11 protein-coding genes are annotated in these 14188 nt (G+C 61.9%); 8 read left to right on the forward strand and 3 right to left on the reverse strand.

The features are described 5' to 3' along the window. Positions 1–57: 57 nt before the first annotated feature. From J3P82_RS19945 to J3P82_RS19965, 5 genes are all read left to right on the forward strand, one after another. Positions 58–2649 (forward strand): TonB-dependent receptor, encoded by a 2592-nt coding sequence (locus tag J3P82_RS19945; RefSeq protein WP_434558346.1) that lies wholly within the window; start codon positions 58–60, stop codon positions 2647–2649. Positions 2650–2793: 144 nt separating this feature from the next. Then, a complete protein-coding gene (locus J3P82_RS19950; protein ID WP_434558347.1) occupies positions 2794–3384 on the forward strand; it encodes a biliverdin-producing heme oxygenase in 591 nt (196 codons plus the stop codon). An 86-nt stretch (positions 3385–3470) separates the two neighbouring features. After that, positions 3471–4817, forward strand: a complete 1347-nt coding sequence (locus J3P82_RS19955; protein WP_434558348.1) for a CoA transferase — start codon at positions 3471–3473, stop codon at positions 4815–4817. Between the two features lie 128 nt (positions 4818–4945). Further along, complete coding sequence (locus tag J3P82_RS19960) at positions 4946–5305, forward strand: DUF5064 family protein (RefSeq protein WP_434558349.1); 360 nt, start codon at positions 4946–4948, stop codon at positions 5303–5305. Between the two features lie 198 nt (positions 5306–5503). Continuing rightward, a complete protein-coding gene (locus J3P82_RS19965) occupies positions 5504–5680 on the forward strand; it encodes a hypothetical protein (RefSeq protein ID WP_186613605.1) in 177 nt (58 codons plus the stop codon). Positions 5681–5687: 7 nt separating this feature from the next. Here J3P82_RS19965 and J3P82_RS19970 read toward each other — a convergent pair whose 3' ends face one another. Continuing rightward, positions 5688–6581, reverse strand: coding sequence for a helix-turn-helix domain-containing protein (locus J3P82_RS19970; RefSeq protein WP_434558350.1), 894 nt, complete (start codon positions 6579–6581; stop codon positions 5688–5690). Between the two features lie 172 nt (positions 6582–6753). On the opposite strand from J3P82_RS19970, the gene pobA reads away from it, so the two are divergent. Continuing rightward, entirely contained in the window at positions 6754–7944 is a 1191-nt protein-coding gene (gene pobA / locus J3P82_RS19975; protein ID WP_434558351.1) for a 4-hydroxybenzoate 3-monooxygenase, read from the forward strand. Positions 7945–8076: 132 nt separating this feature from the next. Then, entirely contained in the window at positions 8077–9531 is a 1455-nt protein-coding gene (locus tag J3P82_RS19980; RefSeq protein WP_434563907.1) for an MDR family MFS transporter, read from the forward strand. Between the two features lie 152 nt (positions 9532–9683). Here the strand turns inward: J3P82_RS19980 and J3P82_RS19985 are convergent, their stop codons facing one another. Continuing rightward, the gene (locus tag J3P82_RS19985; RefSeq protein ID WP_434558352.1) at positions 9684–11033 is read right to left on the reverse strand and encodes a spinster family MFS transporter; all 1350 of its coding nucleotides are present in this window, start codon (positions 11031–11033) and stop codon (positions 9684–9686) included. A 358-nt stretch (positions 11034–11391) separates the two neighbouring features. Here J3P82_RS19985 and J3P82_RS19990 point away from each other — a divergent pair, with 358 nt between their 5' ends. After that, on the forward strand, positions 11392–13566 hold the full coding sequence (locus J3P82_RS19990; protein ID WP_434558353.1) for a hypothetical protein: 2175 nt from the start codon (positions 11392–11394) through the stop codon (positions 13564–13566). Between the two features lie 163 nt (positions 13567–13729). On the opposite strand, the gene J3P82_RS19995 is transcribed toward J3P82_RS19990, so the two are convergent. Beyond that, positions 13730–14035: a DUF2288 domain-containing protein gene (locus tag J3P82_RS19995; protein WP_434563909.1), complete on the reverse strand. Its 306-nt coding sequence runs from the start codon at positions 14033–14035 to the stop codon at positions 13730–13732. Positions 14036–14188: the final 153 nt, after the last annotated feature.

Genomic DNA, 14188 nt, shown 5'->3' on the forward strand with positions numbered 1-14188 from the left:
TTCGCATCTCCCGATGCCGATCTGCACCTATAACAGATGCGACACGGAGCACTATCGATGTCCTCGCGCTTTACTTGCCGACTCCTTGCCCCTAACACGCTGTCACTGCTGACCGCTGCCATCTTGATGGCCGGCACCGCGCCGGCCGTCTTGGCCGCCACCGCCGAGCAACCGCCGGCTCGCAACATGGGCGACTACACGTTTTCGATTGCCCGGCAGCCGCTGGTCTCGGCCCTGAATGCCTTTACCGCCGTCACGGGCTGGCAGGTTGGGCTGCCCGCCGAATTGGCCGAGGGGGTCGCGTCGCCGGGCGTCAATGGCTCGCTGCCACCGGAGAAAGCCCTGGAACGGCTGCTGGCAGGGACGCACCTGAACTACCGCAAACTGGGCGATAACAGCGTCGTCCTGGAAAAGCGCAGCGCCGCCAACGTGTTGGATCTGCAGCAGGTGACCATCAGCGCCACCCGCCAGGAACAGGACATCACCAGCGTGCCGAGCACCGTTTCGATTCACGGTCGCCAGGAGCTGGACCGCAACAACGTCAACACCATCAAGGACCTGGTGCGCTATGAGCCTGGCATGTCAGTGGGCGGCGCGGGCCAGCGTGGCGGCATCAGTGGCTACAACATCCGTGGCATCGACGGCAATCGGATCCTGACCCAGATCGATGGCGTGGAAGTCCCCGGCGGATTTTTCAACGGTCCCTACGCCAAGACCCAGCGCAACTACGTCGACCCGGAAATCATCAAGCGCGTGGAGATCCTGCGCGGGCCGGCCTCGGTGCTGTATGGCAGCAATGCCATCGGCGGCGTCGTCAGTTATTTCACGCTCGATCCGGACGACATCATCAAGCCCGGCAAGGACGTCGGCGCTCGACTCAAGACCGGCTACAGCTCCGTCGATGAAAGCTGGCTTAAATCCGGCACCGTCGCCGGTCGCAGCGGACCGTTTGATGGCCTGCTCCACTACAGCCAGCGCGACGGTCACGAAACCGAATCCTACGGCAGCAACAACGGCACGGGCCTGGACCGCACCGCGGCCAACCCGGAAGACGTGCGCGCCCATAACGTGCTGGCCAAACTCGGTTGGAACTACAGCGATGATGCGCGCCTGTCCCTGGTTTATGAAAAGTACAAGGACGATCGCGATACCGACCTGAAAAGCGCCTACGGCGGCCCCTACGCCAATGGCCAACCGGCCATTCCCGGGTCGATCCTGCCCGGCGGCATGTACCAATGGCGCACCGGCAACGACACCATCACCCGCGAGCGTTTCGGCCTGGAACACAGTTTCGCCTTGGATAGCCTGTTCGCCGACAGCATCAAGTGGAGCCTGAACCACCAGGTCGCCAAGACCGACCAGAGCACCGCCGAATTCTATTTCCCGATCACCCGCCAGGTATTGCGCACCCGGGAGACACTCTATGAAGAAAAGCAGTGGGTTTTCGACGCTCAGTTGGACAAGGCTTTCAGAATTGCCGACACCGATCACACGCTGACCTACGGCACTACCCTCAAGCAACAAAAGGTCACCGGTTCGCGCAGCGGTAACGGCGTGTGCCTGGCGGTCGGCGTGGGTTGTCCCGCCGTCGGCGCCATCAGCACGCGAGACGTATTGGCAAAAGCCAGTGACTTCCCGGACCCGACCATCAACACCTACAGCCTGTTCGCCCAGGACCAGATCAACTGGGACAAATGGACCTTCACGCCAGCGCTGCGCTACGACTACACCCGGCTCAAGCCCCACCTGACCGATGAGTTCCTCAGCACCGTGGACCCTACCGCTGGCGGCACGGTCAGTGACGACAACAAGACCTGGCACCGCGTCTCGCCCAAATTCGGCCTGACCTATGCCCTCACCGACCAATACACCTGGTACGGCCAGTATGCCGAGGGGTTCCGCACCCCGACCGCCAAGGCCTTGTACGGTCGTTTCGATAACGCAGGCGTGGGCTACAGCGTGAAGCCCAACCCCGACCTGGAACCGGAAAAAAGCCAAGGCTATGAGACCGGCCTACGCGGTCGTTTCGATTCGGGCTCGTTCGACGTGGCGGTGTTCTACAACAAGTACCGCGACTTCATCAACGAAGACGCCATCACCCCCGGCGCTGATCAGTTGACTTTCCAGAGCAACAACATCAAGCACGCCACCATCAAGGGCATCGAGGCCAAAGGGCGCCTGGACCTGGAGGTGCTTGGGGCACCAAGCGGGCTCTACACCCAAGGGTCGGTGAGCTATCTCTATGGCCGCAACAACGACAGCGGCGAACCGCTCAACAGCATCAACCCGCTCACCGGCGTGTTCGGCCTGGGTTACGACCAGGAGCAGTTCGGCACCTTGCTCAGCTGGACCCTGGTGAAGAAGAAAAACCGTGTCGACGACAGCAATTTCAATTCGCCCGACGGCGTTACCCGCCAGTTCAAGACGCCCGGCTTCGGCATCCTCGACCTGAGCGGCTACTACAAGGTTACCGACGACGTCACGGTCAGCGGCGGCCTCTACAACCTCACCGACAAAAAGTACTGGTTGTGGGATGACGTGCGCGGCTACGACAGCGTCGGCGAAGCAGCGGTGCTGAGCCCGGCCAACCTCGATCGCCTGACCGCGCCCGGGCGCAACTTCGCGGTCAACCTGATCTGGGATATCTGATCGGTCGCCTGACAAAAGATGACCCCGTGGCGAGGGAGCTTGCTCCCGCTCGGCTGCGCAGCGGCCGCAAGTCCTCGGGGCCTGCTACGCAGTCCAGCGGGAGCAAGCTCCCTCGCCACACTGTATTCACTCGAAGGAATTTACATGACCATCCAACGCCCCGCCTCACGCTCCCAACGCCTCAACCAGATCACCCACGAGTCCCACAGCAAGCTCGACGCGTTGGTCAAGGCCCACGCGCCCTTCGAGACCCGGGCCAGCTTCGCCCGCTTCGTCGTCGCCCAGTACCTGTTCCAGTCGGAATTGGTGGCGCTGTACAACGACGCGCAACTGACCGCGCTGATCTTCGACTTGCCTGCTCGCTGCCGCGCCGAAGCGGCCAAGGCCGACCTGGCGGACCTGCACACCGAAGTACCCGCCCCGGTCGACGGTGCGGTGAAAAATCCGACCCAGGCCGAAGCCCTCGGTTGGCTGTTCGTCTCCGAAGGCTCCAAGCTCGGCGCGGCGTTCCTGACCAAGCGTGCCGTGGCCTTGGGAATGAATGAAACCTTTGGCGCCCGTCACCTGGCGGAACCGGTGGGTGGACGCGCCGAAGGCTGGAAAAGCTTCACGCGCACCCTCGACAACCTGCCCTTCACCGAACAGCAGGAAGCCGAAGCGGACAAAGGCGCGCTGGATGCCTTCAAGCGGTTTACGGTGCTGTTGGAACAAGCGTATGCGACAGAATTGGCCTGACGGTCGGCGCTTGCTCGCACGCGGCTACGAGCGACCTCAAACGCAGTTTTGAACTATGATCGCCCTCTCGTAGTGGAGGGCTTTCGATGTCAGATCTACTCACGTCCATGCAGGCCGCCCTCGGTTTGCCGATGACCCCGATCCCCTTCACGGGCGAAGGCGCCTTGCCTTCGGCCTTCGCCGTCACGGAACTGGCCAGCGCCAGCATCGCCACGGCCGGTCAAGCGATCGCAGAACTCATCCGCCAGCAGACTGGCCGCTTGCCGACGCTCGAAGTCGACCGACGCCTGGCCTCGTTCTGGTTCTCGACCTCCCTGCGCCCGATCGGCTGGAGCGTACCGCCCATGTGGGATCCCGTGGCTGGCGACTATGCCACCGTCGACGGCTGGATTCGCCTGCACACCAATGCACCGCACCATCGCCTTGCCGCGGAAAAAGTCCTTGGCACCTGCACCGACCGCGCCGACATGGCACGCAAAGTTGTCCGTTGGCACAAGACGGATCTGGAACAGGCCGTGGTCGACGCCGGTGGTTGCGCCGCGCAGATGCGATCCTGGCAAGCATGGCAGGCTCATCCACAGGGCATGGCCGTGAACGCCGAGCCCCTCGTCCACCGGTACGACGATGGGCAAGGTCCGCTCAGGCCCTGGCTTGGCTCCGTCGCCCAGCCATTGGCCGGCCTCAAGGTACTGGACCTGACCCGCGTACTGGCCGGCCCGATTGCCAGTCGCTTCCTCGCCGGCCTGGGCGCCGATGTACTGCGCATCGACCCGCCGAACTGGAACGAACCCGGCGTGGTGCCGGAAGTCACCCTCGGCAAACGGTGTGCCCGCCTCGACTTGCATCAATCCGCTGACCGCGCGGTGTTCGAGGCGCTGCTCAAAGACGCCGATGTCCTGCTGCACGGCTATCGCGCCGACGCGCTGGAGCGTCTGGGCTACGGCGTCGAGCAACGCCGGCAAGTGGCGCCTGGGCTGATCGATGTCAGCCTCAACGCCTACGGCTGGAGCGGGCCATGGCAGCATCGCCGTGGCTTCGACAGCCTGGTGCAGATGAGCAGCGGCATCGCCGAGGCCGGCATGGTGTGGAAACAGGCCGACAAACCGACGCCGCTCCCCGTCCAGGCACTGGACCATGGCACGGGCTACCTGATGGCGGCCAGTGCGATCGTGTTGTTCTTCCGCCGCTTGGTCGATGGCCGTGGCGGTTGCGCACGCTTGTCCCTGGCACGCACGGCGAAGCTGTTGATCGAGCGCGGCGCAGGCGACGCGAGTCCCTTGCGAGCCGAGGCCAACGATGATCAGGGATTATTGGTCGAACAGACGCCATGGGGACCCGCCCATCGCTTGCGGGTGCCATTGAAGATCACCGGGACGCCGCTGCAATGGACCTTGCCGGCGGCCGAATTGGGCGCTCATCGCCCGCAGTGGTAACAGCACGAGCGCTATCGCGAGCAAACGCACGTCAGCACGGCAACGCCAGGCATTGTTTATCGGTAACCGCAAAACTTATGCGGCAGGCGCGGTGTCTGCCGTTCTCCACGCCTTCGAAGGAGAGATCCATGGCCACGTTCGAACCCGGTCACCTGCACATGGAACGCCATGCGCTGAACAAGGATGACTACAGCTATAACCTGTGCATCGACTACAAGGTCGATCAGGACGACAAGGAGGGCAAGGGCATGTCGTTCCGGCTGCACGGCACGGTGGAAGACAAGAGCGTGGACAAGACGTTTTTCCTGGCCAAGGACCAGGCCTTCGACTTCGCCCGCCACGCCACGCGGATCGCCCAGCAATACGGCATGCCCAAGACCGCCAGCATCGGCTCGATGCACAAGTACTACGACGAAATGTTCGAAGACGTACGCCAGCAACTGGAGGTCAAGCCGGGGGATCCGATGAAGCCAGAACATTTGGAGTAATGCCTGACATGCCATTTCGTGCATCAAAAGCACCTCTGGCGAGGGCGCAAGCTCCCTCGCCACAATGAGTCCCTGTACATAGCGGCTATCAGTAACCTGAATATCGGGCTACACACAACACCTTCCTCACTGGCAACCCGCCACGGCTGACCTATGCTGAAAACAGTACCCCCGGGTATTCGTTCAGAGGTCATCGCCATGAACATCAAAACAAGAAGACGCCTCGCCATTTTTGTCACTTGCACCGCCACGCTTGCGCTGTATGGCACCGCGGCTTATCGGGTCGAGCAGGCCAGGCAATTGCCCCGTGATTACGCCAGTTGCAACTTCGAGCGCTGCATACCGCACAACGCCACCTTGAACGCGCTGCGCTGACGCGGTTTCAGTCGTCCTGCGGATCGGTCTTGAGCCGGTCGCGGAAGGCCTTGGGCGAGATGCCGACGCGCCGGCGGAACAGCCGGGTGAAGTTGGTTGGATCGGAGAAGCCGAGCGCCTCGGAAATCTCGTAGATGGTCATGCCGGTATAAGTCAGCAGCCGCTTGGCTTCGAGCAACTGACGCTCATGCATGATCTGCAACGCCGGCTGCCCCGCCAGTTCGCGACAGGTCCCGTTGAGGTGTGACACCGAGATGCCCAGGCGATGGGCCAGGTCTTCTACCTTGACGTGCTGGCGATAAGTTTCTTCCACCAACTGAATGAACCCGTTGAGGTATTCCCGGGCCCGTTGCGGACGCTGGCTGGAGGTGCGCCGGTGCATCACTTGCCGACTGACCCAGACCATGATCACGCTGACCAGCGCATGCATCAGCATTTCCCGGGCCGGTTGGTGGCCGACGTACTCTGCCTGCAAGGCGCTGAACAGGCTGTTGAGATAATCGGCATTTTCACCGGCCGGGTAGGCTTCGGCCTGGGCCAGGACATTCACCGAATGGCCGAGCTGCGCCTGCAGGTGCGTCACCAACGGCGCCGCCAGGGTCACCACATAGCCTTGCACATCCTCGGAAAAACGAAAGCCATGCACCGACAGCGGCGGCAGGATCTGCACGGCCGGCTCTTCGAGCCGGGTGCGCTGGCCTTCGATTTCCAGCTCTGCCTGGCCTTTGAAGACAAACAGCAACTGGCACAGGTCGGCATGCCGATGGGGCTTGATTTCCCATTGGTGCTCGCTGCTGCGCGAGGAAATGGTTTCACAGTGCAGCAGGTCCGGCGTCGGCCAATCCTGGCTCTCGCCATAAAGCTTGAACACCGGAATAGAAGGCAGCTCAGTTTTCTTCATAGCGAGGTTCGGCCTCGGGTTACGGGCGATAATCGCACCGATTGGCAGAAAGTACAGGTATCAGCGCAGTTTTCCCCTTCAATTGACAGGTTCGCAAGCGAAAAATGCAGGCCAGGATTACTAATAATAAACACCGACCCTGGTCGCGTGCTCCTTGCGAGTCATAACAACAATGAAAATACTCAAGACCCAAGTCGCCATTATCGGCGCCGGCCCCTCTGGACTGCTGCTCGGCCAGCTACTGCACAACGCCGGCATCGAGACCCTGATCCTTGAACGCCAGACGCCCGACTACGTCCTCGGTCGCATCCGCGCCGGCGTGCTCGAGCAAGGCATGGTCGATCTGCTGCGCCAGGCCGGCGTTGGCCAGCGCATGGACGCCGAGGGCCTGCCCCATGACGGTTTCGAACTGGTGCTCAGCGGCCGGCGCGTGCACATCGATCTCAAGGGCCTGACCGGCGGCCAGAACGTCATGGTCTACGGCCAGACCGAAGTCACCCGCGATCTGATGACCGCCCGCCAGGCATCCGGCGCCCAAACGCTGTATCAAGTCGATAACGCCCAGCCCCACGACTTGCAGACCGAACGCCCGTTCGTGACCTTCGAACACGCCGGGGAAACCTGGCGCCTGGACTGCGACTACGTGGCCGGCTGTGACGGTTTCCACGGTGTCGCGCGGCAGTCGATCCCGACGGAAAAACTCAAGGTTTTCGAGCGTGTCTACCCGTTCGGCTGGCTCGGCATTCTCGCCGACACCCCGCCGGTCCACGAAGAACTGGTGTACGCCCGCCACGAGCGCGGCTTCGCCCTGTGCAGCATGCGCTCGCGGACCCGCACGCGTTACTACCTGCAAGTCCCCGCCGAGGAGCAGGTGGCTGACTGGCCGGACGAGCGTTTCTGGGCCGAGCTGAAAAATCGCCTGCCCGCCGACCTGGCCGAAACGCTGGTGACCGGTCCGTCCATCGAGAAAAGCATCGCGCCGCTGCGCAGTTTCGTCGTCGAACCGATGCAGTACGGGCGGATGTTCCTCGTGGGCGACGCCGCTCACATCGTTCCGCCCACGGGCGCAAAAGGCTTGAACCTGGCCGCCAGCGATGTCAGCACGTTGTACAACATCCTGCTGAAGGTCTACCGCGACGGCCGCGTCGATCTGTTGCAACGCTACTCGGCGATCTGCCTGCGGCGCGTGTGGAAAGCCGAGCGGTTCTCCTGGTGGATGACCTCGATGCTGCACCGCTTCGAGGACGATGCGTTCAACCAGCGCATCAGCGAAGCGGAGCTGGAATATTTCGTCGACTCCGAGGCCGGCCGAAAAACCATCGCGGAAAATTATGTGGGCCTTCCTTACGAGGCTATCGAATAGCCAACTATCGATCTAAACTGCGGGCTCCCGTTCATTCGCCTCCCCGGCACGGTGCCCGCAGGTCTTACCTTGACTCAGCTCGACACGCCCCAAGCCCCGCAACCCGCGATCCGCAGCGTACTGGTGGCGCTGATGATGGCGATTTTCCTCGGGGCGCTGGACCAGACCATCGTCGCGGTCTCGATGCCGGCCATTTCCGCGCAATTCAAGGATGTCAGCCTGCTGGCCTGGGTGATCTCCGGCTACATGGTCGCCATGACCGTTGCGGTGCCGATCTACGGCAAGCTGGGCGACCTGTACGGTCGGCGACCGCTGATGCTGTTCGGCATGGGCCTGTTCACGCTCGCCTCGCTGTTCTGCGGCTTGGCACAGGACATGGAGCAACTGGTGCTGGCGCGGATCGTCCAGGGTATCGGCGCTGGCGGGATGATCTCCGTGAGCCAGGCGATCATCGGCGACATCATCCCACCCCGGGAGCGGGGCCGTTACCAGGGTTACTTCAGCAGCATGTATGCGGTGGCCAGCGTCGCCGGGCCGGTGTTGGGCGGCTACATGACCGAGTACCTGTCGTGGCGCTGGGTGTTCTGGATCAACCTGCCGCTGGGCCTGGGCGCGTGGTGGGTGGCTCATCGCAGCCTGGTCGGGCTGCCCGTGCCGCAACGCACACCGATCATCGACTACCTGGGCACCGTTTTGCTGATCATCGGCCTGACCGCGCTGCTGCTGGGCATTACCCAGATCGGCCAGGGCCATGCCTGGCACAGCCGCGAGGTGCTCGGGCTGCTGGCTTGCGCGGTGATCGTGCTGGGGAGTTTCGTCTGGCACGAACGCCGTGCCCGGGAGCCGTTGTTGCCCATGCACCTGTTCGTCAACCGCAGCGCGGTGTTGTGCTGGTGCACGGTATTCTTCACCAGTTTCCAGGCGATCTCGTTGACGGTGCTGGTGCCGTTGCGCTTCCAGAGCGTGACCGGCGCCGGTGCCGACAGCGCCGCGTTACATCTGCTGCCGCTGGCGATGGGCTTGCCGATGGGCGCCTATTTCGCCGGACGCCGCACCTCGATCACCGGTCGCTACAAACCGATGATCCTCAGTGGCGCCCTGCTCTTCCCGTTCGCCATCCTCGGCATGGCCTTCACCCCGCCCGATGCATTCTGGCTCAGCGGCCTGTTCATGCTGCTCAGCGGCATCGCCTCCGGCATGCAATTTCCCACGTCGCTGGTGGGCTCGCAAAATTCAGTGGAACAACGGGACATCGGCGTGGCCACCAGCACCACCAACCTGTTCCGCTCCCTCGGCGGCGCGGTCGGCGTGGCACTGATGTCGGCCTTGCTGCTGGCCCTGCTGCAGGGGTCGGGCCTGGCCCAGCTCGCCGGTTCGGCGCTGATAGGCGAAGGGCACTCCGGCAACGTCCTGCTCGACGGCCTCAACGCCGCGCCGGGCCAGACCTTGGGCGCCTTGCATGAGCAATTGCAGGCAACGTTCCGGCACTTGTTGATGATCAGCGCGGCGGTGTCGTTGCTGGGCTTGGCGGCGGCGGTGGCGATGCCTGATCGCGTGCTGCGCGGGCGAGAGGAAAAAGCCCGATAGTGTCGATAGCACTTCCCCGTGGCGAGGGAGCTTGCTCCCGCTGGGTCGCGAAGCGGCCCCAATAATCCTCGGCTTAATCAACACCTTGGGCCTGCTGCGCAGTCCAGCGGGAGCAAGCTCCCTCGCCACGAAAGCGCTTTTACCCAACGATCTCAGGCCGTCGCCGCGACACCCTCCTGCATCACATCCGCGCTCATCCCGTCCTTCATCCGCTTGGCATCGCGCACGAAGCAGCGTGACGCCAGGAACAAGAACACCATGGTCAACAGCAGCGCTACCGGGATCAGGTACATCGCGTCATGCAAGCCGATGGCCTTGAACGCTTCGGTCATCTGGTCGACGCCCGCGGCCGCCATGGCGGTGTGGGCGAAGTAGTCCGACAAGCCGCCAACCACCACCGGTCCCAGGCCGCCGCCGAGCAGATACAGCCCGGCAAAATACAAGGCCATCGCGGTGGCGCGCAGGCGCGGCTCGACGACGTCCTGGATCGCGGTATAGACGCAGGTGTAGAAGTTGTAGGCAAACAGCCAACCCACGCTGAACACCGCCACGAACACACCGATCTCGATGCGCCCGGCATGCAACGCCCACGCAGTGGTGATCGTCGAAATAGCCAGGCTGAACGCCGCGAACAGCAAGCGGCCGTTGGGCACGCGCTGGTGAATCTTGTCGGCCACCCAGCCCCCGAGGGTCAACCCGAACAACCCGGTCACGCCGACCATGATCCCGGTCGCCACGGCGGCCTCGTGCAGCGGCATCAAGAAATAACGCTGCAGCATCGGCACCAGGAATGAGTTGCAGGCATAAGTGGCAAAGTTGAAACACAGCCCCGCCATCACCAGCCACAGGAATGTAGGCACCGCCAACACCCGGCGAACCGGCCGATCGACCTTTTCCTGGGACACCTGCACGGTTTCCGCCGCGCCGCGCTTGGGTTCCTTGATGAAGAACATGAACACCGCCAGGATCAACCCCGGCACCGCCGCGATGAAGAACGGCGCACGCCAGCTATCGAACGCCTTGACCATCGCGCCGATGGTGAAGAACGCCAACAGCAGGCCCAGCGGCAGGCCGAGCATGAAGATGCCCATCGCCCGAGCTCGGCGGTGGGCCGGGAACAGATCGCCAATCAACGAGTTGGCCGCCGGTGCATAACTGGCTTCACCGATGCCCACGCCCATGCGCACCACCAGGAACGCCCAGAAACTGCCCACCAGGCCGTTGACCGCCGTCAGCCCGCTCCAGGCCGCGAGGCCCCAGCCCATCAGCTTGCTGCGCGAACCGGTATCGGCCATCCGCCCCAACGGCAAGCCGGCAATGGCGTAGACGATGGTGAAGGCGGTACCGATGATGCCGATCTGGAAGTCGCTGAGGCTCCATTCCATGCGGATCGGCTCGATGATGATCGCCGGGATGGTACGGTCGAAGAAATTGAACAGGTTGGCCAGGAACAGCAGGAACAGAATGCGCCAGGCATTCGCCGCTTGGGTCGAGTTCTGCATGGGTCCGTCTCTTTTTATTGTTGGGCGAGGCATCCGAGCCCGGAGTCTGCAATCTAGACAGCGGCGCGCGCGCTGTCTCCAATCATTCGCAGGGCTGATACCCGACCATGGCGCGCAGCGTTATTCATGGCCTCAGCCAACTTCCCGTAACAATAGCCATCATTTTGCCTGTTAACCGTTAAAGAACGCCGCGCGATGGCCGATCCAGGATGATCAGGAAAAGATTCCCCCGAGCGCTACTCAGGCTGCAGCCCTGAACGCTTGGGCCGACATTCGCGACCGTCAGGACGCGAGTTCCCATCCGCGATGGTTCGATGACAGAGGTCGTTGGACCGACCAGTCAGGCATACGGCGCACAATGACCTCCAAAAAAACAGCCACTGCGGTTTCCGATCTGACCCTGAGCCCGGCCGCCAACGGCCCCGAAGCCACTACGCTTTCGAGCAGCTCGCGATCCCTGGCGACCCAGCAATACCTGTATTTCACCGAGACCAACACCGACCGCATCCTCGATAACCTCGATGGCCTGCGCGATGCCGTGTTCCCCCGTCCGCCCCACCTGGTGGACGACGAGAGCGAGCGTGGCCAGCAGGAATTCCCGTCGGTGTGCCTGATCGGGCTGGGGCGCTGCGGCTCCAACATCGCTTTGGACGTCGCGGAACTGGTCTACAACGCGCGCAAGTTCTACCTCAACGAATTCAACGCCGAAGACAAGAAGTACGGCGACAAAGGCTATCGCCCCGCACAATGGATGCGCAACCTGCGCCTGGGCACCAGCAAGGCCAGCAAACCGGTGTTTTTGGTAGAACCGCTGGTCATGCTCGGCGACCTGGACAAGGACATCGCCGGACGCATCCGCTTTTCGCGCAAGGGCGAGAAAAGCGGTTTCCTGCGCGACTACAGCAAGATGAAAATCATGGACCTGTCGGAAGTCCATGCCGGCGGTGCCGGTAACGCGCCGATCCTCGGCCAGTACCTGGCCAAGATCATCCTGAACAAGGACACCCAGCGTTTCTCCAGCCCCGACTGGAAAATGATCCACTCGTACCTGATCGACAGCTGCGGCATCAAGGCCAACCAGTCGCGCCTGTATTTCTCGATCTTCAGCGCCGGCGGCGGTACCGGTTCAGGTATGGCCTCGGAGTTCGGCCTGGCCCAGCAGTACTCGTACATGAACAAGACGTTCGACACCAAGCCGATGGACGAGCACGACAGCAAGAGCGGCCACTCCTTCGTCTTCGAGCCAATCTTCACCAGCGGCATCTGCGTACTGCCGAACATTTCCGATCACCGCAGTGAAATGTCCGAGGCGCTGCACATCAACGCCGGACGCCTGCTGTGCAAATACCTCTCGGAAGAATGGGATTTCTCCTACAACTTCGCCAATGAAGACAGCAGCGAAGCCAGCGTCATGGGCCGTATCCGTCCATGGAACGCGATGATGCTGATCTCCAACGACATCATGCGCTACGCCGAGGAAAGCGATGACGGCAACATCCAGAACATTGACGTCAATGCGATGGAGAAGCACGCCAACCAGTACATCTCCCAGCAGATCTTCAACATTCTGACGGCTCAGGCCGTGACCACCGACTACGACCAGAACTATTTCCGGCGCGCCGGCATCGACATCGGCGAGACCATCCGCCTCGACGCAAACGACCTCTTCATGAGCCTGGCCGGCCCCGTGGCGATTGCCTACGCCGAATCCGTGGTCCCGGAAACCCCGGCGCCGAGCGGCGACAAGTTCAAGGTATTCGAGAAAGAGCCGCCGCGCCTGAACATCGACGACCTGTTCTTCCGCTCCATCGACCTGCCGCACTTCAACAAAGTCACCCAGGCCATCGAAGGCATCAGCCTGTTGCCCATCGAATCCAAGCGCTACCGGGCCTCGCTGGAGCAATACAAGAATTCCGGCTACGACGCCGCCGCCCTGCACGACCTGCACTTCTTCAAGAACTGCTCGTCGGTGGTGTCGATCGTCTCGCTGCCTAAAGACTACAAGCTGTCCTACATGGACCTGAACCGGCTCAAGACCCACCTCAACAGCCTGTTCCCCAACACCACGCTCAAGCGTTACGCCTTGGTGATCGGCGCCTCGGCCAACCTGTCGCTGACCACCTTGATCGCCAAGAGCCCGTGCCTGTCGGACGACTTCCTGACGCTGATCGTGGCCTTCATCAAGCGCTGCTTCGCCCGCAACCCGTACCGCTTCGACGACACCCTGGACAACTCGATCCTGGATTTCATCATCAATGAAGAGTTCGATGAAGGACGCATCGATGAGTTGCTCAATGAATTCGAGAACCCGGCGAAGATCCTCGACACCAACTGGTACGCGATCAAGCCGATGTACGAGAAGAAGTACCGCGAGCTGATCAGCGACAAGGACAAGTTTGTCTCGATCAACGACATCCGCCTGTCCCGCGACTGCGTGAAGAAGGCGATCAAGTACCTGCGCGAGATCTACCGTCACCGGATCGGCAAGACCAAGGTTATTTCTCTTAATAACCACACTGGCAAGAGTTACTGAGGCATTCAGAAACAATTGAGCAGCTCAAAGGCTGCTCAATAAACTGTTCCCGTTACGTATACGTCACCCTCCCCTGTGGCGTTTCGCCACGGCAGGCTGCCATCACGCTACTCACGTACACACTTTCCCAAGCGCAACAACACGAACCAACTTGGTGCGTCGATCAATTCGATGCCCTTTCCTGGATCAAAATCCACGGCGAAACCACCACGGCCCAAAGCTGCGGATCGCGTTCGACAAAATCCAGCGCCCGCGTCTCAGACAGCTTGGCGAGCTGGTCGGCGGCCAGCCAGGCAGCGACTTTGGTACCTTCGTCCTGGGCAACGGCCTCGGCGGCTGCGATCAGATCCAATGCCGGGTCGACCCACAATAGGGCACCCTTGGCAAAGAACGGCTCCAGCTCCTTCCAAGTGATGGATGCCGTTTCACCGAGCAATTTGGCATAGAGGGTGCTAGGTTCTTGATTCATGGGGAGCTGTCCGGAAAAGAAATCGGCGCGAATGATAACGTCGGTGGTCTGGCAGAAAAACCCGGTTGCAATTGCAGTACCGATTGAAAAGCGCAGCAAAGCCAAGGATTGCCGATTTGACCGGACCAACCCCGCCGCCAATCTGTCTTTTTC

It is taken from the genome of Pseudomonas sp. Z4-20 (assembly GCF_051131955.1).
GTDB classification, from domain to species: domain Bacteria; phylum Pseudomonadota; class Gammaproteobacteria; order Pseudomonadales; family Pseudomonadaceae; genus Aquipseudomonas; species Aquipseudomonas marvdashtae.